General features: G+C 60.6%; 30 protein-coding genes. 13 read left to right on the forward strand and 17 right to left on the reverse strand.

What is annotated here, in order from left to right; all coding sequences use genetic code 11:
• Positions 1-20 precede the first annotated feature (20 nt).
• Positions 21-1,325: a PIN domain-containing protein gene (locus tag E4Q23_RS25030; protein ID WP_423753377.1), complete on the forward strand. Its 1,305-nt coding sequence runs from the start codon at positions 21-23 to the stop codon at positions 1,323-1,325.
• A gap of 622 nt (positions 1,326-1,947) precedes the next feature.
• On the opposite strand, the gene E4Q23_RS21845 is transcribed toward E4Q23_RS25030, so the two are convergent.
• The 4 genes from E4Q23_RS21845 to E4Q23_RS21860 all read right to left on the reverse strand — a co-directional run bounded on the left by E4Q23_RS21845 (position 1,948) and on the right by E4Q23_RS21860 (position 3,972).
• Positions 1,948-2,562 (reverse strand): recombinase family protein, encoded by a 615-nt coding sequence (locus E4Q23_RS21845; protein ID WP_043570639.1) that lies wholly within the window; start codon positions 2,560-2,562, stop codon positions 1,948-1,950.
• A 218-nt stretch (positions 2,563-2,780) separates the two neighbouring features.
• Positions 2,781-3,317 (reverse strand): transposase, encoded by a 537-nt coding sequence (locus tag E4Q23_RS21850; protein ID WP_169068546.1) that lies wholly within the window; start codon positions 3,315-3,317, stop codon positions 2,781-2,783.
• An 11-nt stretch (positions 3,318-3,328) separates the two neighbouring features.
• A complete protein-coding gene (locus E4Q23_RS21855; protein WP_169068547.1) occupies positions 3,329-3,724 on the reverse strand; it encodes a type II toxin-antitoxin system VapC family toxin in 396 nt (131 codons plus the stop codon).
• Positions 3,721-3,972, reverse strand: a complete 252-nt coding sequence (locus E4Q23_RS21860; protein WP_012806131.1) for an AbrB/MazE/SpoVT family DNA-binding domain-containing protein — start codon at positions 3,970-3,972, stop codon at positions 3,721-3,723. The genes E4Q23_RS21855 and E4Q23_RS21860 overlap by 4 nt, the downstream gene beginning before the upstream one ends.
• Positions 3,973-4,155: 183 nt before the next feature.
• Between E4Q23_RS21860 and E4Q23_RS21865 the strand changes: the two genes are divergently transcribed.
• Positions 4,156-4,722, forward strand: a complete 567-nt coding sequence (locus E4Q23_RS21865; protein ID WP_169068512.1) for a recombinase family protein — start codon at positions 4,156-4,158, stop codon at positions 4,720-4,722.
• A gap of 206 nt (positions 4,723-4,928) precedes the next feature.
• Here the strand turns inward: E4Q23_RS21865 and E4Q23_RS21870 are convergent, their stop codons facing one another.
• Positions 4,929-5,294, reverse strand: a complete 366-nt coding sequence (locus E4Q23_RS21870; RefSeq protein ID WP_012806098.1) for a transcriptional regulator — start codon at positions 5,292-5,294, stop codon at positions 4,929-4,931.
• A gap of 110 nt (positions 5,295-5,404) precedes the next feature.
• Between E4Q23_RS21870 and E4Q23_RS21875 the strand changes: the two genes are divergently transcribed.
• Complete coding sequence (locus tag E4Q23_RS21875) at positions 5,405-6,373, forward strand: IS5 family transposase (RefSeq protein WP_169068548.1); 969 nt, start codon at positions 5,405-5,407, stop codon at positions 6,371-6,373.
• Positions 6,374-6,432: 59 nt separating this feature from the next.
• Here E4Q23_RS21875 and E4Q23_RS21880 read toward each other — a convergent pair whose 3' ends face one another.
• A complete protein-coding gene (locus tag E4Q23_RS21880; RefSeq protein WP_169068549.1) occupies positions 6,433-6,774 on the reverse strand; it encodes a toxin-antitoxin system TumE family protein in 342 nt (113 codons plus the stop codon).
• 243 nt (positions 6,775-7,017) lie between these two features.
• Here E4Q23_RS21880 and relB point away from each other — a divergent pair, with 243 nt between their 5' ends.
• Both relB and E4Q23_RS21890 read left to right on the forward strand, forming a co-directional pair.
• A complete protein-coding gene (gene relB / locus E4Q23_RS21885) occupies positions 7,018-7,245 on the forward strand; it encodes a type II toxin-antitoxin system RelB family antitoxin (RefSeq protein WP_169068550.1) in 228 nt (75 codons plus the stop codon).
• Positions 7,229-7,498: a type II toxin-antitoxin system RelE family toxin gene (locus tag E4Q23_RS21890; protein ID WP_169068551.1), complete on the forward strand. Its 270-nt coding sequence runs from the start codon at positions 7,229-7,231 to the stop codon at positions 7,496-7,498. The genes relB and E4Q23_RS21890 overlap by 17 nt, the downstream gene beginning before the upstream one ends.
• A gap of 164 nt (positions 7,499-7,662) precedes the next feature.
• Here the strand turns inward: E4Q23_RS21890 and E4Q23_RS21895 are convergent, their stop codons facing one another.
• From E4Q23_RS21895 to E4Q23_RS21930, 9 genes are all read right to left on the reverse strand, one after another.
• Positions 7,663-9,699: a nitric oxide reductase activation protein NorD gene (locus tag E4Q23_RS21895; protein ID WP_169068552.1), complete on the reverse strand. Its 2,037-nt coding sequence runs from the start codon at positions 9,697-9,699 to the stop codon at positions 7,663-7,665.
• A gap of 20 nt (positions 9,700-9,719) precedes the next feature.
• Positions 9,720-10,517 carry a CbbQ/NirQ/NorQ/GpvN family protein gene (locus E4Q23_RS21900; protein WP_336511760.1) on the reverse strand — a complete coding sequence of 266 codons (798 nt, stop codon included), beginning with the start codon at positions 10,515-10,517 and terminating at the stop codon, positions 9,720-9,722.
• Complete coding sequence (locus E4Q23_RS21905; RefSeq protein ID WP_169068553.1) at positions 10,514-11,875, reverse strand: cbb3-type cytochrome c oxidase subunit I; 1,362 nt, start codon at positions 11,873-11,875, stop codon at positions 10,514-10,516. The genes E4Q23_RS21900 and E4Q23_RS21905 overlap by 4 nt, the downstream gene beginning before the upstream one ends.
• A gap of 28 nt (positions 11,876-11,903) precedes the next feature.
• Positions 11,904-12,764, reverse strand: a complete 861-nt coding sequence (locus tag E4Q23_RS21910) for a c-type cytochrome (RefSeq protein WP_169068554.1) — start codon at positions 12,762-12,764, stop codon at positions 11,904-11,906.
• A 403-nt stretch (positions 12,765-13,167) separates the two neighbouring features.
• Positions 13,168-13,533, reverse strand: coding sequence for a type II toxin-antitoxin system VapC family toxin (locus E4Q23_RS21915; RefSeq protein ID WP_248595645.1), 366 nt, complete (start codon positions 13,531-13,533; stop codon positions 13,168-13,170).
• On the reverse strand, positions 13,533-13,793 hold the full coding sequence (locus E4Q23_RS21920; RefSeq protein WP_169068555.1) for a hypothetical protein: 261 nt from the start codon (positions 13,791-13,793) through the stop codon (positions 13,533-13,535). The genes E4Q23_RS21915 and E4Q23_RS21920 overlap by 1 nt, the downstream gene beginning before the upstream one ends.
• 295 nt (positions 13,794-14,088) lie before the next feature.
• On the reverse strand, positions 14,089-14,181 hold the full coding sequence (locus E4Q23_RS25035) for a hypothetical protein (protein ID WP_336511761.1): 93 nt from the start codon (positions 14,179-14,181) through the stop codon (positions 14,089-14,091).
• The gene (locus tag E4Q23_RS21925) at positions 14,178-14,603 is read right to left on the reverse strand and encodes a type II toxin-antitoxin system VapC family toxin (RefSeq protein WP_169068556.1); all 426 of its coding nucleotides are present in this window, start codon (positions 14,601-14,603) and stop codon (positions 14,178-14,180) included. The genes E4Q23_RS25035 and E4Q23_RS21925 overlap by 4 nt, the downstream gene beginning before the upstream one ends.
• Positions 14,600-14,857, reverse strand: a complete 258-nt coding sequence (locus E4Q23_RS21930) for a FitA-like ribbon-helix-helix domain-containing protein (protein WP_169068557.1) — start codon at positions 14,855-14,857, stop codon at positions 14,600-14,602. The genes E4Q23_RS21925 and E4Q23_RS21930 overlap by 4 nt, the downstream gene beginning before the upstream one ends.
• A 310-nt stretch (positions 14,858-15,167) precedes the next feature.
• On the opposite strand from E4Q23_RS21930, the gene E4Q23_RS21935 reads away from it, so the two are divergent.
• The 4 genes from E4Q23_RS21935 (at position 15,168) to trfA (E4Q23_RS21950) (ending at position 18,493) form a co-directional block, all read left to right on the forward strand.
• Positions 15,168-15,848: an AAA family ATPase gene (locus E4Q23_RS21935; RefSeq protein WP_169068558.1), complete on the forward strand. Its 681-nt coding sequence runs from the start codon at positions 15,168-15,170 to the stop codon at positions 15,846-15,848.
• Positions 15,820-16,098: a ribbon-helix-helix domain-containing protein gene (locus E4Q23_RS21940; RefSeq protein WP_169068544.1), complete on the forward strand. Its 279-nt coding sequence runs from the start codon at positions 15,820-15,822 to the stop codon at positions 16,096-16,098. Before E4Q23_RS21935 ends, E4Q23_RS21940 begins: the two co-directional genes overlap by 29 nt.
• Positions 16,099-16,315: 217 nt before the next feature.
• Complete coding sequence (trfA, locus tag E4Q23_RS21945; RefSeq protein WP_169068559.1) at positions 16,316-17,146, forward strand: plasmid replication initiator TrfA; 831 nt, start codon at positions 16,316-16,318, stop codon at positions 17,144-17,146.
• Positions 17,147-17,539: 393 nt separating this feature from the next.
• Positions 17,540-18,493, forward strand: coding sequence for a plasmid replication initiator TrfA (gene trfA, locus E4Q23_RS21950; protein WP_423753376.1), 954 nt, complete (start codon positions 17,540-17,542; stop codon positions 18,491-18,493).
• 683 nt (positions 18,494-19,176) lie between these two features.
• On the opposite strand, the gene E4Q23_RS21955 is transcribed toward trfA (E4Q23_RS21950), so the two are convergent.
• Positions 19,177-19,446 carry a ribbon-helix-helix domain-containing protein gene (locus tag E4Q23_RS21955; RefSeq protein ID WP_169068561.1) on the reverse strand — a complete coding sequence of 90 codons (270 nt, stop codon included), beginning with the start codon at positions 19,444-19,446 and terminating at the stop codon, positions 19,177-19,179.
• A 429-nt stretch (positions 19,447-19,875) separates the two neighbouring features.
• On the opposite strand from E4Q23_RS21955, the gene E4Q23_RS21960 reads away from it, so the two are divergent.
• The 3 genes from E4Q23_RS21960 (at position 19,876) to E4Q23_RS21970 (ending at position 20,953) form a co-directional block, all read left to right on the forward strand.
• Complete coding sequence (locus E4Q23_RS21960; protein WP_248595646.1) at positions 19,876-20,109, forward strand: antitoxin MazE family protein; 234 nt, start codon at positions 19,876-19,878, stop codon at positions 20,107-20,109.
• Positions 20,106-20,429 carry a type II toxin-antitoxin system PemK/MazF family toxin gene (locus tag E4Q23_RS21965; protein WP_169068562.1) on the forward strand — a complete coding sequence of 108 codons (324 nt, stop codon included), beginning with the start codon at positions 20,106-20,108 and terminating at the stop codon, positions 20,427-20,429. The genes E4Q23_RS21960 and E4Q23_RS21965 overlap by 4 nt, the downstream gene beginning before the upstream one ends.
• 266 nt (positions 20,430-20,695) lie before the next feature.
• The gene (locus E4Q23_RS21970; protein ID WP_211203898.1) at positions 20,696-20,953 is read left to right on the forward strand and encodes a CopG family antitoxin; all 258 of its coding nucleotides are present in this window, start codon (positions 20,696-20,698) and stop codon (positions 20,951-20,953) included.
• On the opposite strand, the gene E4Q23_RS21975 is transcribed toward E4Q23_RS21970, so the two are convergent.
• Positions 20,954-21,241, reverse strand: a complete 288-nt coding sequence (locus E4Q23_RS21975; RefSeq protein ID WP_169068564.1) for an integration host factor subunit beta — start codon at positions 21,239-21,241, stop codon at positions 20,954-20,956. It lies immediately after the preceding gene.
• A 254-nt stretch (positions 21,242-21,495) separates the two neighbouring features.
• On the opposite strand from E4Q23_RS21975, the gene E4Q23_RS21980 reads away from it, so the two are divergent.
• On the forward strand, positions 21,496-22,123 hold a 628-nt coding region (locus tag E4Q23_RS21980), incomplete at its 3' end, for a DNA-binding protein (RefSeq protein ID WP_169068565.1).

Raw genomic sequence — 22,123 nt, forward strand, 5'->3', positions numbered from 1 at the left:
ATGCCTATGCCACTNGGTACATGACGCTTTCGGGGTTTGCCGAGGGTCAGGGCTGTAGCGCGGTCGAGGCTGTCCTGGGTTGGCCGACCGACGGCCCTCCACTCTTCGTTGGAACTGGCATAACAGCGGAGCGCGTTGCGGCATTGGAACTCTTCGCGCGTCCTCATGCGACCTACGTCCTCGACGCAGCAACCTTGGCTGAGTTCGTCTACCTCGAGGTTCAGGAGGCCTTGGGCCAGCTACCAAAGGTGCTCGTATCAACAGTGACGAAGGTGAAGTTGGAGGACCTCCTCCGTGAAGCGGAGGAGGACAGGAGCGTTGCGACCAGCACAGAGGTGAACGGAGAGCTTGCCCTTATCGAGCACGACTCTCGTTACCATGCGCGGCGAATCGAGTTCTTCAAAGCGGTCCTCGTAGCGCTCGATAAATACTGTGAGGTGCAACCTGCGTATGGTGAGCTGGGCGATGAAGGCGCAATGTCCCGCCTGGCCGACGTGCTTCAGGACGAGGAAATGGAAGTGCTGCTGCTCGCTAAGGCAGCCAACGCCACGGTTTTGACGCTGGACGGCCGTTTTCGCGTCGTCTTGGAGGTTGTTGCGAAGGTCGCCGGGGTTTGGCCACAAGCCTTGCTGTTGTACTGTGCGAGCAAGGGGCTCGTCGCTCCGATGAAGCTTGCTTCGGCCACGGTTCGACAGTTCCTCCTGAATCGAAGCTTCATATCACTGGGCGCTGACGACCTCATATGGATGGTCCTGCAAGGGGGGGCGTACCTACAGCAGGGCATGCGTCGATTCAAGGTCTATCTATCGTCTGACGACACTGATTTCGCTTCCGCGGTTCGTGTGGCGCTCGAGTTCTTGGAGCGAATCGCGTCATGTCGAATCCATCTTGGGGCCCTCGGGGAACTGTTCGAGCACGTGGTTGAAGCGGCGATGAGGCACAAGCAATGTCCGCCCGATTTTGAGCGCCACCTCGTCGTCTTCGTCGAGAGTTTGACCGACTCGTTAAACAACTGCACTCATCTCTGTGGGTTCGTGAATGCCGTTCCCACTAATCGCAAGCAGTTTCAGCAGCAGCACTTGGCGGTGCGGTTTATACGCGCACAGAACCGTCTCAAAGCTCCTCCGGACAATCGACCAGTCGCAGTGCGCGCGCTCTTCTGCAGCAGTATCCCCTGTTTGGTGGAGGACAAGTCGAGTCCGGTTGCCGAGTCGGCAACGGATATACAGTTGCCAGCTCAAACAGTCGAGCCAGATCAGCAGACGCAGGCTGCGTCGCCAAACGACGTGCCAGCAAAGTCAGGGCATCCGGAAAGGCATTCCTAGTCGCCGAGCCGGCGACTAGGTTCAAGCGCCGCTGAACACAAAACCAACCGAAACAACTGAGTGAAGGATGGTGCTGGACTGTGCCATCCCTTATGGTTGGTAGATTGAAGTGGTCAACGGCTGCTTCGTAGAATTCTGTTTCGCAGAAATTTGGATTGGTACCCAAGGGCTGCTATGGAAAAAGCTGAACAACCGCAACGAGGCGGATGCCGTCCTACACGGAAGATGAAAGCAGACTTTCGTCGCCAGATCAATTCCACAGGCCGCTGACCGTCAGTCAGATGCCGACCGGTCATCCGGTACCGGCTGTATGTCCGCAGTGGCCGAGAACTGCACCGACAGCGAACAGAGCCGGGCGGCGGGTTACGGATCAGTTAGCCGACGTTCGCGCCGGGCGATTTTTCGCCGCCTCTATGTCTCTTGATGGCCGGCTGCCGACGGACGCCATCCTGTGCCCACCGGCTGCTTCCCGCAGAGTGGCGGTCGGTCAGGTAAGAAAATTGACATTCCCAGGGGAGTGGCTGCTTACGGCGAATCGCTCCAACTAAATGACGTTGGCTTTGGAGAAGAATCGCCACCGTCCGCTCCTGGCCGTAGTGAGCAATTCACCGCCAGGCTAAGATCAGCCCCGTGAAAGCAACTTCAGGCCATCTGGACGCAACTCGCCGTTTGGCGAGACGTGCCGGTACAACGTCTGTCGAGTGACGCCGAGTTCCCCACACAGATCACCAACCACGGTTTCCGGCTGCCCCATCGCCGCCATGGCCAATCGAAGTTTCGCGGCAGTCATCTTGAACGGCCGCCCGCCGTTCCTGCCGCGTGCTCGTGCCGAGGCAAGTCCGGCCACGGTTCGCTCCGAAATCAACTCCCGCTCGAACTCGGCCAGCGCCGCAAAAATGCCGAACACAAGCTTGCCCGCAGCGGTTGTCGTGTCGACCGCCGCACCGTGACCTGTCAGGACCTTCAATCCCACGCTACGCGCAGTCAGGTCGTGCACGGTGTTGATCAGATGGCGTAGATCACGGCCGAGCCGATCGAGCTTCCACACGATCAGCGTGTCGCCTTCACGGAGCGCTTTAAGGCAAGCAGCCAATCCCGGTCGATCATCTCGTCTGCCTGAAGCCAGATCCTCGTAGAGATGTGAAGGACTCACCCCGACGCCGATCAGTGCATCGCGTTGCAGATCGGTGGATTGTGATCCGTCCGCTTTCGACACCCGCATATAGCCGATCAACATCTCTTCACCTGTCACATATACGTTCGATTATGTGACAGCGTGAGTGTCATTTTCAGAAGACGACTGCACCAGTTCATTGGGCTGGCCGCCGTGTGTGCAGCGGACTTCTGACCGTCAAAGGTCAGGAGTTCTATGCACGAAACGCCGCGAGGGGCTGGGATTGCTCAGAAGTCCAATGCACGGCGCGACGAAGCCGGAACCGCCGGAAATTCCGGCGATCACCCGGCAAGCTGCTTGATGTGCTCGACCAGGCGGCCGAACACCTCGTTCACGTATTTCAGCACCTTGGGTTCTGCGCCCTGCGCACGCAGCGAGTCTTTGAAGGCGTCCAGGTCGGACAGCCATTGCCGATGCAGTCGGCCCAGCTCGTCGAGCTGAGGCCGGAAGACTTGCAGGTTGCCGCTCGCACGAAATGCCTGGTAGCCGCGCTCAAGCGTGGCCGCAGTGGTCAGCAGTTGCGCTCCCATTTGCTTGTGCTGTTCGGAGAACTCGGCCATGCCGTCATAGGGCCGCGATGCCTTGTTGCGTTCGGCTTCGGACGCCTCTTCCATGATGCGGGCGTAGCGGTAGAACCCTGGGAACTCGCGGGACAGCGCCATGAGTTGCTGGTCGGTCGTGCCGACCCATATCCTGTGCAGGTCAGGCACGTACCCCATCATGCGATTGATGACGGCATGGGCCTCGCTGACGCCCTGGGCGGCAAGCTGTTGCATGTGCTGGTCGATCTTCGCGGCCAGTCGGCGGAATTCGTTCATGCTCATGTCCGTCACAAAAGGCGCGTTGATTGCCCTTGAGCCGTGAGAAGTGCCACCGCCTTCTTATCGAAGGAAACGAAGGTTTCCCCGCCAAGCCAATTGCCCTCGTAGGCAATAACGCCATCGGCAAAATCTCCGCCCGCGTCGAGCACCAGCAAGCCGGCCTCCACGGCGGGCCGGTTCACTTCCACGTTCGCAGCGGCAAGTAGTGCCCGGATCGCGCCGGCCGCGTCGGCTTGCTGGAAGCCATATACCCGGAGCAGCACCCAAACAAATTCGCATAGGCACGGCGTTGCTACCGCGATCAACTCGGCGTCGGTCAAGACTGTCGCGGCAACGTTCGCTTGTACGGGATCGTCGCGCACAACAGCACGCACAAGGACATTGGTATCGACTGCGACCTTCATTTCTTGCCTGCCCATCCAAGCGCCGCCGCCTCGTTGATTTCTTCGATGGTGGCAACCTTCTGCGTCCTGCCCGCGAGCAGGCCGACGAAGCTGGATATCGTCCCAGCGGGCCGCGCCGCCTTGAGTACGCCCCGACCATCTGGCAGTAAGTCCAGCTCGATCTTGTCGCCTGGCCTGATGCCGAGGTGTTGCAGTACGTCCTTCCGAAACGTCACTTGTCCCCGTGCGGTAACAGTCAATGTGGTCATGGTGCTGTGCCCTCGCAATCTCGTAGGTTGACGCTTTGCAGCGTAATGCAAAAATGCCTTACAGTCAATGTCCGTCAAACGATCATTAGGCGGGCAAGCCGGACAGTGTCCGGCAAAACACTTGTTTAATGGGTTGTCGGACATTAAGATAGACGGACGGAATGACGGACAAAAGGGCTGACAATGGCTCTGATCGGCTATGCGCGGGTATCGACTGCGGAACAAGACACCGCTTTGCAGACGGACGCGCTGAACAAGGCGGGCTGCGAGCGCATTTTCGAGGACACGGTTTCCGGGGCCAAGGCCGACCGTCCCGGCTTGGCTGAGGCGCTGGCCTATCTGCGCGACGGCGACGTGCTGGCCGTTTGGCGGCTGGATCGGCTCGGGCGCTCCCTGCCTCATCTGATCGATACGATAGCCGCACTGGAAGCGCGTGGCGTTGGATTCCGTTCGCTGACTGAGGCCATCGACACCACGACGCCGGGCGGGCGGCTCATCTTCCATGTGTTCGGCGCATTGGGCCAGTTCGAGCGCGACTTGATCCGCGAGCGCACCAAGGCCGGGTTGACCGCTGCCGCCGCTCGCGGGCGAAAAGGTGGACGCAAGCCGGTCGTTACCGCCGATAAGTTGCAGCGGGCACAGGATCACATCGCCAACGGGCTGAACGTCCGCGAGGCCGCAACGCGGCTCAAGGTGAGCAAGACGGCGCTGTATGCCGCCCTGCAATCGGCCAGTGCAGCCGACTCCTGACCGGCTCCTTCTTCCGCTCAACCGCCGACAGGCCGTTGGTGAACCCGGACTGCGGCTCCGGCAGAAACAGCACAGCCAGTTCCCCAAGCAGGCTCAGCACCTTCGATTCGATCAGGTCGATGGTGGTGGCCGCCGCCTCCAGCATCTGCAACTGCGCCTCAGACCCCAACGTCAAAAGCCTCGCTGCCAATGTTACGCGTCCCGCCTCAGCTACTGGAAAGGCGCATTTCGAGTTGGACATCCCGGTACGGGACTTCAGGTCGGACAGCGCCCCTCACCCCTTTGTGCAGGCGGACAAGACCATAGCGCTCCATTGTCCGCAGGGTGCGCGACAGGTTGCCTGCCGTGCGCCCGGTGGTTGAAGCCAGGGCGATGAGCGACTCTGGTCGCGTATCGACAATGACGCCAAGCAGCGTGCGGTTGCGATTAGACAGTAGCTTAGCGAAGCTTTCCGGCGAGGTGAACCAGACCGTCGGATCTCCTGCCTTGGGCTTCAGTGCGCCCTTGGCGATAGCCATGGTGCGTGCCTTCATATCCTCATACGAGGCAATGCCAACTTTCAGCGTTTTCATAACCAGACTCCTTTTTCGCGCATAACGGCTTCGACTTCTGACCGGCGTTGGCGCATTATAATGGCATGTCCCCCAGAGTCGGGGCTGAGCGGCGATAGAGGAGAGATCGGATGGCAGCGAGGGTAAGGCCAGACACTGGCGAGGCGACGTCGAAGCAGCGGTATCGAGTGACGAACTGGTCGGAGTACGACCGTTCGCTGGTCAACCGGGGCAACCTGACGATCTGGTTCGACGACGCCAGTATCAAAGACAATTGGACACCGGCGCCCCCGGTCGGTCGGGGCAAGCCCGGGCTGTACTCGGAGACGGCCATCCAGACCTGTTTGACGATCAAGGCCCTGTTCCAGTTGCCGTACCGCGCCACCGAAGGACTGATGAAGTCGTTGATGCGCTTGAGCCAACTGGACCTTCCCGTACCGGACCACACCCACATGTCTCGGCGTGCAGGTGAGATCTCGGTGCAAATTCCGCGTCGGCCGCGCAAAGGGCCAACGCACGTGGTGGTGGACTCGACCGGACTGAAGATCTTCGGCGAAGGTGAATGGAAGGTCCGTCAGCACGGGGTCGGCAAGCGCCGCACCTGGCGCAAGATCCACCTGGCCGTCGACGAGACCACCAAGGACATCATAGGCATTGAAGTGACGACGGCCGATTGGGGCGACAGCGAAGTGTTCCCCGGGTTGCTTGACCAGGTCGAAGGCGAAGTCTCTCAAGTGTCCGCCGATGGCGCCTACGACACCAAAGGCTGCCATGCCGCCATTGCCGACCGCGACGCCCGTGCCACCATTCCCCCGCGGGACGGTGCTGTTCCCTGGGGCGACGATCATCCCCGTGACGGTATTCTCAAAGAGATCGCCGCCAAGGGCAGCGCCGGCTGGAAGAACGATAGCGACTACCACCGCCGCAGCATCGCCGAGAACATGATGTACCGGCTGAAGCAGTTGGGTGACAGCCTGTACTCCCGAACCTTCGAGCGGCAAGTGACCGAAGCCCACGTCAGGGCCGCCATCATCAACACCTTTACCTATCTGGGCATGCCGCAATCCGTCGGGGTGGGGCAAATTGCGCCTGCCGCATGAAGTAGGACGGGGATAGGGGGAGTTCGCGCCCAAAATGGCGGGATTAGTCATATAGTATATTAGCAGTTACTAATAGTGCACCAACGCCCTTCTGACCAGAAATCCGCGACGAGTGAGGGGGCGTCGCGATATGCGTAGGGCTTGACCGTTCGCAAGCGGTGCTTGTGGTCATGCTCGGCGCGGCGCTTTCCTTCAACCTGGTGGGCGTTATCGAACCCGACCAGGCGCGTGCCGTCCGGCGCGTGCATGGTCATCGAGTAGTCCAGACCGTGCGGTTTCTGCGCGGTCACAGGCACTTGATGAACGACGAAGCGCACCCAATAGCCTGCGGCATCAATCACCAGCACCTGGCCATGCAGGTCTAAGAGGTTGTCGAGTGAGGTATCGCGCGACGGCATCATTTATCAGTATCACATACTGATAATCAATACAAGCGTTTCGGCAAAAATCATTGTGGTCGCACCGCCTCGCGCTTGATCATCGTCGCTACACCTATTAAGGAACAGCAAATGCTTATATGGCCTCAAATTGGAGCTTCGCCCCCACTGGGCCTCCTTGGCAAACGTTGCCGGGACAGAATGGCTTGCACCCCTTCCCGGTTGGCGTGATACTTGTATCACACGCCAATCCTAGGAAATAGTGCTATGGCCCTCTCGATCCGCCTGCCTGGCGACGTGGAAGACAGGTTGAAGAACCTGGCCGCGCAGACCGGGCGCACCAAAAGCTATTACATCATCGAGGCGATTTGCGAACATCTCGACGACCTTGAAGATTTGTACCTGGCCGAGCAACGCATGATCGACATTCGCGCCGGGCGTACTCAGACCGTGCCGCTTGAGGAAGTGATGAAACGCTATGGCATGGAAGGTTGAACTTGACCCGGCAGCCGAGCGCGAACTAGGCAAGATCGACCCTCAACATGCCCGCCGAATCCTGGCCTTCCTGCATCAGCGTGTCGCTGTACTGGATGAACCGCGCAGCATTGGCGAAGCCCTCAAGGGTTCGCGCCTTGGCGTCTACTGGAAATATCGCGTGGGGGATTACCGCGTGATTGCCAACATCGAGGACGGCGCTTTGCGCATCCTCGTTGTGCGGATCGGCAACCGCCGCGAGGTGTACCGATGAGCAGCAAAGCGAACGGCAAGGGGCGCAACTCTTGCCGTTCTAGCCACGAAACCACCTGAGTTCCGTTCTACTGCATCTCAACCCTCAATCACACCCGCCAAATGGAAAGCGGTGCTGCCGTGGTGAGGGCCTTCACCGTTTTGACGGACACCGTCGCATGCAAACTACGCAGTCATGACCAAGCGATGCATCCAGTCGAGCAACACGGCCGGCAGATTCGAGGGCTTCGCCAACAAAGCGTATTGGTTTACCCCGAAAACGCCTGGCAAGTAACCGGCAGCGTGTCGGTCCACGGTCAGGCAGAAGGGCGCGATGCCCTGCAGCTTCGCCTCGATGACGGCACGCCGCATGTCTTCGACCCCGTAGCGACCCTCGTAGACATCGACATCGTTGGGCTTGCCATCGGACAGCAGAAGCAGCAGGCGCTGCGAGGCGGGCTCGCGCATGAGTGTTGCGGTGGCGTGGCGGATCGCGGCGCCTGCACGCGTGTACTGTTCGGGTTCGAGCGCCGCGATGCGCGTCGCAACCTGGTTGCCGTAAGGCTCGTCGAAGCGCTTGAGGGTCCGCACCGAAACCGCCTGAGGACCGTAGCCTGAGAACGCCTGCACGGCGTACGGTTCGCCGAGTGCGCCGAGGGCGATGCACACCAGGAGCAGGGCCTCGCGTTCGACGTCGATAACGCGCCGGCCACTGGAGACCCAGCCGTCGGTCGAGCCGCTGATATCGATGAGCAACAGGATGGCCATTTCGCGCTTCGACCGCTTCTGCGATCGATAGAGCGCCTGCGCCATCGGAAGCCCCGCGCGGAGGTCGGCCTGAGCGTCGATGCAGGCTTCGAGATCGACATCGTCCCCATCGAGTTGTCGGCGCAGCGGCATGCGCCGTCCTCGCAGCATCTCGAAGCGCCGTCGGATCGCGTCCAGCATCGAGCGGTGTTCGGCCAGGGTGTCGTCCACCCACGACTGCGGGCCTGCGAGGGGCGGCAGCAAGCGGACGGTGGCGCCTGGCTCACGGTAGGCCTGGATGCGGTGGTCCCATTCGGGGTACTTGATGTGTCCTGATCCGTTGGCGCCACCGCCGGCACCGTGTTTCGCGGCTCCGTCTGGCGGGTCGTCGGACACCAGCACCTCCTTCGGTGCACCGGGTGTCGAGACGAGTCGTGCCTGCTCGAGTTCGGCGAGTGATTCGGCAAACTCATCGGCTGCCGTCTGGGCATCGCGGTCGGTGGGCCGCTGCAGTCCGAAGGGATCCTCGGCGACTTCATGCGGCGCCGAGGCTTGGATCATCCAGGCTCCCTGCCGTGCATCGTCTTCCTCCTCCGTTGCTTCGCGCACCTTCGGGTGGCGCGTCAACCGGGCGCTGCGGGTGGGGCTCGCCGGATCGAGGTCAGATGCGCTGTCGCCTTTTACCGCCGGTCCAGACGGTGCGCTCGGCGCATGGAGTTCGCCGGTCCACCAATCCTTGAACAAGGGCTGGGTACCCAGCCGCATGGCAATCGAAGCATCTGGCTGGACTTCGTTCGCAATCTGGCGCGCCATGTGCCGGGATCTCTCGGGCGATGGGCTGCACAGGGCATCAGTGCCCAGCGCCAGGCTTGGTGTGGCCATCAGCCGACGCACCCAGGTTTCGAGTGGCTGGCGCCCCACAGGGAAACTCGACATCGCCGGGCGCGCGCTCAGCGCTGCCGCTCGCAAGGCGTCCAGCGGCTCCTGCAAACCCGGCAGCAGTTGTGCCAATGCCGTGTCGGCGGCATGGGCCTCGATCAACAGGTAGAGGTCACGGACCAGCGGCGTGGCGCCGCTGCCTGCGCCTGCAGCGCTGCCCCGGTACGCGCGCATTGCCTGCTGCAAGGCCACCGTGCGAAACCGTTCCAGTGCCAGTGCCGCATCGGTCAAGCCGGTCTCGGCCGGCAACCAGATGCAGGTGCCGTCCGTGGCCGGGATTGCGCCTTGCGTGCGGGGGCGGTGCTGTCGCTGGAACGTTCTCGCGAGGAAGGTGGCGCGTGCGGGAACCTGTGCCGTACGCAGACGGTAGCTGCGACCGAAGGCGGCTACGATCAGCAGGTCGAGGCGTTGCGCGATATCGGCCAGTGTGAGTACGGATGTCGCTGGTGCGTTGGCGCGGTGTCGCCGCCACACGCCCTGGACGAAGTTCGTCGCATGAAGCGCCGCATCGGTGATGACGTCTTCGGCTTCGGCCATGCCCGGCGCCTCTCAACCTTTCAAACGAAGGTGGCGTCGACCAGGTCGCGCATCGCGCCGACCAGCGATTCGTCGTCGGACAGGGGAGAGACGATGGCGGTGTAGCAGGCCTGGCGTGCGCTGATGCCACTGGCGACCAGGCCGGCGGCGGCGATCAGCAGCCGCGTGCTCGGCACTTCCGCCAGGCCCCGGTCACGCAGGCCGCGCAACCGGCGCCCCAGCGACACCAGTGCCATTGCGGTCGCATGGTCGGCGGCAGCTTCACGTTCGATGATCGCCGCTTCCTGCTGCGCCGGCGGGAAGTCGAAATCCAGCGCCACGAAGCGCTGACGCGTGCTCGGCTTCAGGTCCTTCAGCATGCGCTGGTAGCCTGGGTTGTAGGACACGACGAGTTGGAAGCCTGGTGCGGCTGCGATCGTCTCGCCGGTCTTGTCGATCGGCAGGAAACGCCGGTGGTCGGTCAGCGAATGCAGCACGACCATTGTGTCTTGGCGCGCCTCGACGACTTCGTCCAGATAGCACAGGGCGCCCTCGCGCACGGCGCGAGTGAGTGGGCCGTCCTGCCAGGCCGTGCCGTCGTGTCGGATCAGAAACCGGCCGATCAGGTCACTCGCCGTCAGATCGTCGTGGCACGAGATCGTCACCAGCGGGCGCTTCAGACTCCATGCCATGTGCTCGACGAACCGCGTCTTGCCGCAGCCGGTGGGACCCTTCAGCATTACCGCCAGACCGCGGGAGTGACATTGCTGGAAGATAGCGACCTCGTCGCCGGCCGGCAGGTAATACGGCTCTTGGTCCGGCGGCACCCAGGCGGTCACCCCGATGCAGGCGTCACCATCGGCTTCTGGCCGTCATCGACGTCGAAGCGTGGCGCATGGCGGAAGAAGTCGTAGATGAACAGGCCGACGCCGGTGGCGAAGATCGATGCGGTGATCACGAGCATCACGAAATGCACCTGTATCTTTAGTTGGGCGTCCAGATAACCCATGCCGAGAATGCGCTCCAGGTAGACCTGAGCGATTCCCGCGGTGGCGAAGGACAGGGTCATGCCAAACATGCCGCTGATTTGTAGCCAGAACGACCAGTAGCCGATGCTGCTGCCCTGCTCGGACCTTCCGGGCGTCATCGCCGGCAGCGCGAAGCTGATCATCGCCAGCGTGATCATCGCGTACGCACCGTAGAACGCGGCGTGGCCATGCATCGCGGTGATCAGCGTGCCATGGGTCCACTTGTTGACGTCCGGGAAGGTGTGGGCCAGCCCGAGCAGGCCTGCGCCGAACAAGGTGAACACGGCGCTGCCCAGCGTCCAGTGCAGTGCCAGCGTGTTGGGGTGCGACATGCCCGAGCGACGCATCGCGGAGTAGGCGTAGATCGCCATTCCCACCAATGCCAGAGGCTCCAGCGCACTGAAGATGCCGCCGATCGGCAGCCAGTAGGCTGGCACGCCGACCCAGTAGTAGTGATGCGCCGTGCCGAGGATGCCGGCGATAAAGACAAGGCCGACGATTACGTACAGCCATTTTTCCATCACCTCGCGGTCAGCACCCGACAGGCGGATCAGCAGATAGGCCAGGAACCCGCCCTGGATCATTTCCCACACCCCTTCGACCCACAGATGGATGGTCCACCAGCGGTAGAAGATGGCCACCGTGTAGTTCTCGTACTCCAGCAGGGCGGGCAGGTAAAGCAACGCGGCCAAGAGCAGGCCCAGCACCAGCACACCTTCAGTCGTGGTGAAGCGTTTCGACTTCCAGATCGTCATGCCGATGTTGTAGAGAAAGATCAGCATGCAGATCACGATGACGATCTTGGACGGCAAGGGCTGCTCGAGCAGCTTGTTGCCGGTGCCGTATCGAAACAGGTAGCTGATGACAGTGACCAAACCCATCAGGGTCCAGAGCACCAACTGCACATAGGCGAGTTTGACGCTGTACAACTCGGTGCGCGATTCGTCCGGCACCATCCAGTAGGTCGCACCCATGAATCCGGTCAGTACCCACACGATCAGCAGGTTGGTGTGGATGACTTTCGTCACATCGAAGGGCAGGATATAGAGCAGCGGATCCGGGCCGAGGTACTTGGCAGCTGACAGCAGGCCGAACACGAGCTGCAGACCGAACAGCACCATCGCGACGGCGAAGTACCAGTAAGCAACCGATTGAGACCTGTAACGCATTGCGGGATTCCTTGAGACGGGCGCCGGACTACTTGAAGGTCGTCAAGTAGGCGATCAAGTTGGCAATCTGGTCGGAGGTAAGATCCTTGCCGTAAGTTGCCGGCATGAACGACACCCCGCTCGCCGAATACATGGCACCGGCGACCGTGTATGCACTGGGCTGAGTGATGGATTCGCGCAGGTATGCGGCTGCATCCTTCGCCTGGCCCTTGTAGTCGGCTGATTCGATCGTTTGCTGTGCGCGTGTGGCCACGCCAGCCAGCGACGGCCCGGCCATGTTGACGCCAGGTACCAGCGAGTGGCAGGCGGCGCACGCGGGGGCCGACGTCCTGAACACGATCTCGCCCAGCGCAATGGGATCCTTGCCAACGGCAGCGGGAGTGGATCCGGGGGGCTGTGCCGCCTTGACGACAGCAGCTACCTGGCCAGCCGGCAGGGCGCCCATCGGCCCGATGCCAGCGCCCGTTACCAGAATCGGCCGCGGCGGCCAACCCTGGTTGTCCACCTTGCTCACCCAATCGAGAAACGACACCAGGTCGGCGATCTCGACATCGGTCATGTCCTGTTTGGGCATGAGCCGCCGGTGGCGCTGCTCGTCGTAGAACTTCGACGGATCCTTCAGGTAGGCCTGAAGATACGCGGCGCCACGATGCTGCGCGATCTTGGTCAGGTCAGGCGCGTAGTAGGCGCCTTCGCCAAACAGCGTGTGACAGTTGATGCAGTTGTTCTTGTGCCAGACATCCTTGCCATGGGTGACGGCGGGCGTGATGTTCTGTGCATTCGTGAGTTTGGGGAATTGCCGGTGGCTGTCGATGGTCAGCCCCAGGAAAACCACTACAGCCACGACCGTCGAACCGATCGCGAAGAGTCTAGCTTGTCGCTTATTCATGGTTTGATCGGCAGCGTCAGACGCTGATGCCGGTCCAGTAGGTGACGGCGATATAGCTGGCGTAGGCGATGCCGGCCAGCATCATGGCGAGCACGACATGGCTGAAAACCTTGAATCCCTGGTACGTAGTCATGGGCGAGGCGTCATCGGATCGGCCGGAGAAGTGCGGAGAAGTGCGGGGGACGTTGCAGACATCAGGATAGGAAATCCAATCGGCTTTCGGGAAATGTAGCGGACGCCGGGTGAGGCCGTCAATCGCTGATTTTTGGCCGGCATGCGTTGCGATTTGCAGAAAGTCCCGCCGAATAGAGCACCCCAAGCACTGACTGAGCACTGCCTGATGCCTGGAGAGTGGCCGCCGCCGGCCACTCTCCAGGCATCAGGAACGAGCCTTCCCACCCACCTACCAAGCGATGCGCCAGCGGTTCCCTGTCCCAGCAGCTTGGTCTGTGAGCACGGGAAGCTGGTGATCGAGCGCGGTGGCGGCGATGAGCGCATCGCCCATCTGCAGCCCGTGGCTCAAGGTGAGCGACTCCATCAACTCGGTGGCGCGCAGCGTGATGGCCTCGGTGACAGGCAGCAACTTGGCCGAGCGCTTGTCGAGCATCTTCTTCACGGCCAGCAGTTCGGCCTTGTTGCGCATGCCCTGCAGCACTTCGAGATAGCTCACCGCTGATAGCGTGAGCGCGCCGAGTTGATCCAGTCGGCGCGTGGTCTGCGCATAGCCGCGCAGATGCCAGATCAGCACATCGGTATCGACCAGCATCATCAAGGTTCGTTACGCGAACCGTCGCGGTTGTAGCGCGGCTGGCGGATCTTGCGCACATAGGCCGCCACGTCGGCCATGTTCTCGCGATCTCGCCAGATGCCGAAGGCCGGATCGTCGGTCGTGAACTCCTCGGCCGGCGCGGCTTGGGCTTCCTCCTCAATGCGCACGGTCACCAGTGCGCCGCTGCCCTTGGCCAGCTTCGCGCGCCAACTCTCCGGCAACTCGGCCACCGGCACATGCTCGAACACGACTGCATTCATCAATCCTTCCTCATGTGAGTGGCGGCATCACGTCGCTGCATAAGCGCGCCGGGCGCGTGCATCACGCAGTAGCCCGTCGACTACGTACAGCAGCTTGTCGCACTCGTTGGGCGATAACTCGCCGATGGCGCGGATGCGCTCGATCATCGAAGTGTCCTGCAGAAAGGCGCTTTGCTCTTGCTGTGATACCAGCAAATCCAGCGTCACCCCGTCGTCACGGCGCTTGCAGCGCCGTGTGTTCTGTCGGCCAGCCCTCTCTCAAGCGGGCAAGCTGCGCATCCATCCGGGCCATGACTTATTCATGCGGGATGCTTGGCCGGGGGTCGTCGATAGCCACCTGAATATCGGCGGCCAGCCAGCGGGTGTAGTTCTCTTGGGCCGTGGTCATTGCACCGCCCCCCATGGATTGATGACGTTCATCCCGGCAGCCTCAAAAGGGCTGGTGTCACGGGTGGCGACGGTGAATCCGTTGGCAAGGGCGACGGCCGCAATGAAGGCATCGGCTGTTTCGACCGCCAAGCCAGCAGCGCGGGACTTGGCCAGCAGCTCGGCATAAGCCTTTGTGCAAGCCATATCGAACGACAGCACCCGATTGGCAAACATCGGCAGCAGGTGCTTTTCCAAGTTTTCATGCAGGCTGTCCCGGTGCTTTCCGGCCGGCATCAGCGCGATACCCGCACGCAGCTCGGCTACCGTGATCGCGGACAGGTAGAGCGTTTCCAGCGCTTGCGCGTCGATCCAGTCAAGGACGCGGGCATTGGGCTCCCGGCGCTGCGGTTCCGAAATCACGTTCGTATCGAGCAGGATCATTCGAAGCTCACCGCACGGGCCGGAGACTTGATGCGCACGCTCTCAAACAAGGCGTGTTCTTCATCGGTCAGGCCGCCAGCCTCGCGGGCGATGGAAGCCAGGAACGAGCCGAGTTTCACGCGGCCCTCGGGCCTCGCTGCCCTCTCTAAGATGGAGCGGATTTCGGCCTCGGTGCTGCGGCCATGCTGGGCGGCTTGGATTCGGATGGCCCGATGCACCTCATCGGGCAGATTTCTTACATTCACGTTTGCCATTTGGTATATCTCCAGCAAAAAATAGCAATGCACCCATTTTATAGAAATAGCACCAAACTGTAAGCATTTCATGCTGCATGGTCATTTGCAGAAGGCGACTGCACCAGTTCACGGGGCTGACCGCCCCGTGCGCCTCAGACCCCTTGAACGCGCGCTGCATTTGCAAACCCTGGCACGCTTCCCGAAGTCGGCAAACGTTCAGTGACTCATTGTTATCGGCTACGCCCATGGTTCTTGGGAACAGCCCATTGACGCCCTATGACGCTATGCCTATAGTGCGCTAGTTTTATACGACTCGCGGAGGCGATTCATGCCGAATTTAACAAGCGCAAAGGTGCTGGCCGTCATCGGTCAGAAAGGCGGGAGCGGCAAGACGACGACCGCACTAGCCTTGGCCGTTGCCGCGACGATGCACGGCAAGTCCGTTGCGGTGCTTGACCTTGACCCACAGGCGACCGCAACAAGTTGGGGCGACCGGCGCGGCACGGATTCCCCCGCCGTTGTTTCTTGTCAGGTTTCGCGCTTGGGCCAAGTGCTGGAAGCGGCAGCGCGTGAGGGAGCGCAACTGGTCATCATCGACACGCCGGGGAAAAGCACGGATGCCGCGATAGCCGCCGCCAAAGCAGCAGACTTCGTTTTGCTTCCGATCCAGCCGCAGATTTACGACATTGAAACGCTAACGAGCGTCAAAGACGTTCTGACATTAGCCGGATTGCCGAGCGCCGCCGTTATCGTCAATCGCGCACCGATCCAAGGCACGCGCCACACGGACACGCAGGATGCAGCGCGGGAGCTGGGCTTCCACGTTATGCCTGTCGTCATTTTCGAGCGTATCGCCCACGGCGACGCCGGAAACGTGGGGCAGACAGCCGCCGAACATGACCCCAAGGGCAAGGCCGCGCAGGAAGTCGCGGCGCTATATTCATATATTCATAGCGTCCTATACGAAGGAGAGCAGCAACATGGCAAGCAATCTAAGCGCAGGGCTTAAACGCGCTGCCGCAGTCAAGCCGGGGCCGATTTCAGCCAAAACCAACGCCACGCCGCCGAAGCGCCTGGAACCGGGAGCGCGCACCGTTCTTATCGGGGCGCACTATCAATCCGAAGTGCGCCGCGCGTTGCTGATGGTTCAGGCGCACCCGAAGAATGACGGGCGCAACCTCAAGCAGCTATTAGGTGAGGCGATCAACGATCTTTGCGCCAAGTACGGCCAGCCGCAGCCCTATAACGGCGAAGAATGACGTGTTTGCTATAGGGCTATATTTATATATGTGTATAGTCCTTTAGCCCTAGAGTGGTTTATTCGTTGTATTTTCATGCAGGGCTTGCCACGCGCTGGCCTGCTCCGTTAGCGTCTGAAGGCAACCGAGAAGGGGAGGCCATGAGCGAGAGCAATCTAACCCGGCAAATCGACACGTTGCGCCAAACCCTGATGGAGAGGCCAAGCGGGGGAAAAACATGACCGACGCGCAGCCGCAAGAAATATTGGCAAGTATTGAACGCATGAGGGAAATCGCGCGACAGCGCGAGAGCGCCGAAATTATCCAGCTTCCGCTATGGCCCGAACCAAAGCGCGGAACGCCGAACAGCTTTATCCGTTCTGCTTTGTTTTCAGCAATCCAGAGTAAAGACCGCCAGTTTATCGACGGGAAGACTTTAGACAGTCAAGCCGGAATCACAATTAAATACACCGGCCAGCAACTCAACCAAGAAGATTTAACCCTGTGGGAAACCTTGGTGCATCTGGCAAAGGGACACCCACTAGGCAATGTTTGCAGTTTCACCGCACACGGATTGCTAAAGGCTATGGGGTTGAATACCGGAGGCGATGAACACGCACGCTTACATAAAGGGATAACCAGATTGATTGCTTGCGCTGTCGAAATCACACACGAAGGGCGCATTTACACGGGATCATTACTTGAAGGCAGTACGAAGGACGAAATAACAACTCGTTACGTCGTGCGATTGCACCGCGAATTGATCCGGCTTTATGGTGAAACCCAATGGACTGCCATCGACTGGCAGCAACGCCTAAACCTGCGGCGCAAACCGCTTGCGCAAGCCCTTCATGCCTACTACAGCAGCCACAGGATGCCGCACCCCGTGAAGCTGTCGACCTTGCAACGATACACAGGGAGCAGAAATCAACAGGCGGCAGGGTTCAAGGTGAAATTACGCGCAGCCCTCGATGAACTGGTCAAGCTGGCTTTCTTGCAGAGCTACAGCATCGAGGGTGACACTGTGGCAGTGAGGCGCACACCAGCCCTGCCGCGAGGCGGCGACTAGGCACGGGGTTCGAGACACATTTGCACTTGTTGATAAGTGGTTTTTTTTCTTGTTATGTCAGATGTTTACATAGCACAAGCCGAGTCAGCTAATCTTTCTTTAATCTTATTTTTAATAAAAGAAGGGGCACGGAGTTCGACACATGAAGGGCAAAAAAAACAACACGTGGCAACGAGCTATCCCAAGTGATCGCGCTTCGCACTCACGAAAAATGCAAGAGCGGCTTACAGCCGCACACCTCAAATGCCCCATGAGCAACACGCAGTGCGCGGCAAAGATCATCTCTCAAAAAGTGATCGGCCTAGGGGGTGTAAGCCGGAACCCCCGAAAATTTTGTCACCCAAGATCGAGCCCAGCAACTATGGCATCCAGGTCGATCATCTTCCCATCCGCGTGGAAGGTGTAGTGCCCGTTCAGCAGGCAGGATGTGCCGCCACCGAGCGCGGCCAACAGAAGGCCAAGGAGCGCGACCGCCAGGCCCAAGAGCAGGCCCGCGAGCGCAAGAAGCAAAGCCTTCTGTCGGATAAGCAGCTCACCCTATGGGTGGACGCTGTGCGCGGAGCGCCAAACGAGATCGTTCGTTCAGCCTTGTTTACGGCCAAGAATCGTAAACAAGTCCGCGAAGACCTCAAACAGGCGGTGGTGGCCGTGATCGGGGAGGGACAAATCACCTACACCGGTGAGGAGCTGCGCCAGGACGATGAAACCGTTTGGCTTCAGCTCATCCACCTAGCCCGCGAAAACGGACTCTCGACGGCATTCGAGTTCACGCCCTACAGCTTTTGCAAGGCGATCAACTGGCCTATCAACGGGCAGAGCTTCGACCGGCTCGACAAGTGCATGACGCGACTACAGGCTACGTCGCTGAAGATCGCCAGCAAGCGCCTGGGCGATGAAGTTTCGCTTTCCATGCTGCCGGGCTACACGGCGAAGCGACGCAAGAACGGCGGCGACGGCGGCTTGTGGAGGATTCGCATGCATGACGAGCTGGTTTTCCTGTTCTCAGAGTTTCAATACACGCGGGTGGAGTGGCAGCAGCGCCTAGCGCTGCCGGAGGGCCTTGCGACATGGTTGCATGCCTACTACGCCTCGCACCGCGAACCGTTCGCGGTGAAGGTGGAGACGCTGGCCGTTGGGGCAGGCCTGATGACTGAAGCGCCTGAAGATGCCCAGCTGGATACCGCTGACCGGGATGTCAAACGCAAGGAGCGGCTTCGAGGGGTCAAGAAGCTGATCGTCAAGGCGCTGGAGGCCTTGGCAGAAACGGGCTTTCTGGTTGACTTTGAGGTGACGCGCAGCGGGCTGGTGAACGTCCGACGTGCCTCCGACGAGCACCAGATCTTTTGATCTTTGACTCCCGTTTCTGCCTTGAATGCTCGTAGTTAGCGGGCTTCCAACCCCGCTAAGTGGTTGTCGTTATTCACCATATGGTGCATAGCGTGGCGTTTGATCTTTGACTCCCGGTCTATTGATCTTTGACGCCCGGACTGTTCTTCTTACGGCATTGTTTAATAAGGACAAAAAATGGTTATTCACAGGCCGTTAACCCTTCTTTAACCTATATTTAACCGCGCGGCCTGTGGACAAGTTGCACGAGGGGCCGCCAAATCCACCGCAGATGCATTTCCGTAGAGCGGGAACCGGCGATATCGTGCTTCGCATTGAGTCTGCTGATGCTGGTCACGGGGTATGAGTTCTAAGCCGGAACCGCCGGGAATTCCTCGAGATCGCACTTCGCGCTTAAGAGCCATCGCAGACGCAGCCTACGACTGCGGAAAGTGATCGGCCTACGGCCTCAGAGGAACCCCCTCTGTCGAGCGACCGGCCAAAGGCCGGTCGGAGACAACGAACACTTGCCCATCCAACCCTTTGCAGTACTCGAAGGAACCAGAGGCTATTCACCGCCGGAAAAGCGGTTTAGCAGAAAGGGCCTGGGCATATCAACCGTCTGTGCCAGAACTCCCCGTCAGCCCCTACTGACAGGCCCGCGAGCTGTTCCTCTGCCTCTGGGGAGAAGACAACGCGATAGCTCATCGTGCCTTGGCGTGTTCGGCGGCAAGACGGGCGCGCACCTGGTCAATAGTGACCGCGCGGGAAGGCTCTGCCTTGAGCGCGTCGTAGGCCGGGCCTACCTGGTGATGCAGCCAGCTTTCGACGGCTCGATCACGCGCCAGGAGCGCACGTAAGCCGTCGCGGATGACTTCGCTTTCGGTGGCGTACTCGCCAGTCTGCACCTTGGCTTTCACCGCGGCCGCCATGTCGTTAGGCAGGGTGATGCTCAGTTGTTGTGTGGTTCGCATAGCGACCTCCAAAGCGCATCAATAGGATTTAATCCTACTTTATTAGTCCCCAGTAGACTAGTTTCAGATCTCTCGAAACTCGCCGTTGCGCGTCACTCCAAGCGAGAACGGTTTTTGAGAGCCCCTCGACCACATCACCGCAGAGTCGCGCGGCCTTCTCGGCAAGGCTTCTCGCAGACCTTGGTCTGCGAGAAGCCTTTACCCTGTATGCGGAAACCGCGCGGTCTCGCGGCCACGCATGAAGACGGCTTAACGTGCTTTATTTTCCGTTTTTTTAAAGCAACCCCAAGAAGGGCATGGCATCCGAGACACATTTCATAGCCGAAAACTAAGACAGGCCGTGTCAGTAGTCGCCTGCACGAAGCTGCGGCGCAGCTTGAGTTGCATCATGGTTGCATGTGTGGTTTCATGTAACTCTACATGAAACCAATGGAGGGCATCATGCCATCAATCCACGAATCGACCGGCAAGGTAGCGCGTCACCGCGAGCGGATGCGTGCAGCGGGGCTGCGTCCTGTCCAGTTTTGGGTGCCGGACACCCGCTCGCCTGAGTTCGCCGCACAGGTGCGGCAGCAGTGCCAAAACCTCAATGGCGACCCTTCAGAAGCCGACGTTTTGCGCTTCACCGAAGAAGCTGCAACCCACGTTGAGGGTTGGGAATGACGCAGCGAGGCGACCTCGTTACGGTTTCCCTGCAAGGCGACTATGGCAAACCCCGACCCGCCTTGGTGATTCAGTCAGACCTATTGACGGATCTAGAAAGCGTTGTGCTGTGCCCGGTCACAAGCGATCTGCGCAATGCCGCATTTCGCGTAACGGTGGAGCCAAATCCCGCCAATGGGTTACGCACGCTTTCGCAAGTTATGGTGGACAAACTTGCGACGCTGCCGCGTACCAAAATCAGCGAACCAATTGGCCGTCTCGATGAAGAGAGGATGAAGACGGTAGATCGGGCATTGCTGCTGGTCGTCGGCGTGATCTGAGCCGCCGATGGCCATGTCCGTCAAACGATGCCCGGCAGCGTAACGCTCAGCCCCCCGGACGGCTGGGCATTGCGTAGAGGAAATGGGAATCGTGGAGCGCCAACGCTCGTGGATGCCCCGTAGAACGACGAGAGCGGGCCGCTGACGGGTTTTCTGGCTTGGCCTAACCTACATGGTAGCCAAGCCCGCGCGGACGCGCCTGGCGGGCCGTTTTGCGGAAGGTGGCCAAGGGCCACTATTTGCCTTGACGAAGGCGGTTGAACGCCATGAAAAAGCAATTGCCAAGACTGCCTACCGATAAGGCGGCGGAAGACTTTGTCGCGACGGCAGACCTGACCGATTACGACCTGTCCAGCATGACCCCGATGCGCTTCGAGTTTCAGCCGAAGGATCGCAGCATCACCACGCGGTTGTCGGAATCGCTGTTCGAGGCCATCAGGGAAGAAGCCGATCGTTCGGGGATGCCGTACCAGCGCTTTATCCGCAAGGCGCTCGAAGAGGCCGTGCATCAGCCCAGCACCTGACTACCCCTTGTCTGAATTCACCCGTGCCGCCAGTTCCCGACCCGCCTTGAAGTGGGGCAGGGCCTTCGCCGGAACCGGCACGGTGTCGCCGGTCAGGGGATTGCGCCCGATGCGCGGTGGCCGGTAGGTCAAACGGAAACTGCCGAACCCGCGTATCTCGATCCGCTCACCGTTCGCCAGGGTTTCAGTCATGCTCTCAAAAATGGCCTTCACCGCCGCTTCGACATCTCTGACGGTGAGCGCCGCCGAGCGGGCGGTGATCTGGGCGATGAGTTCGGAACGGGTCATGGGGCGGCATTCTACGCGGCCCAGCCCCTGGCCGTTATCCCCAGAATCCGTGGACGAAACGGTGCAGAGAGGCGGTAACCCCCAGATCCAGCCGCTGTTTTCGCCTCGCTTCGCCATGAGGCGGCGGCGCTGCGCCCGCGCCCCGGCTCCCGTCAAAATTATTCCCCGTGGTCTTGCTAAGCTACGATAATTACCGTAATATATTTATCGTAATAACGATAATTTAAGAGCGCTATTTTTAAGGACATCAAATCATGGCCAAGGCGGTGGTGACGCAAGAGCGTGTTTTCGAGGTGGCGCAGGCCCTAACGGACCAGGGCACGGCGCCGACGATCTTGAACGTGCAGGAAGGGATCGGCGGGGGCAGCTATACGACGGTGAAGCGCTATCTGGACCAGTGGCGGGAGGCGGCGCCGAAGCAGCGGCAGCCGGTAGAACTGCCGGAACCCGCCGTCGCCCGGCTGATGAGTCTCGGCCGGGAGTTCTGGGGCCTGCTCGACGAACAGGCCGGACAGCAGGTGGAGGCGCTGCGGGCGGCGACGCGGGAAGAGGTCGCCGCGATCCAGACGCAGCTTGACCAGGCGGAGCAGGCGATCGGCCGACTGGAGGCCGAACGCGAGCAGGCCGACAACCATGCCGCCGCTCAGGAACAAGCACTACGCGAAGCCGTGGCAGCACGGGCGGCGCAGACCGAACGGATGGCCGCCGCCGAGGCGAAGGCCGGCGAGCTGGCGGCGCGGGTCGAGGACCTCAAGGGCGAACTGGAGCGAGCCCATGCGCGACAGACGGCCGAACGCGAAGCGGTGACGGCTGCACGCGCCGAAGCCCAGGCCGCTGCGGTGGAAGCTGCGCGGTTACAGGGCGAACTGACGGCACTTAAGA

The sequence above is a fragment of the Candidatus Accumulibacter phosphatis genome (assembly GCF_012939955.1).
Taxonomy (GTDB): Bacteria; Pseudomonadota; Gammaproteobacteria; order Burkholderiales; family Rhodocyclaceae; genus Accumulibacter; species Accumulibacter delftensis.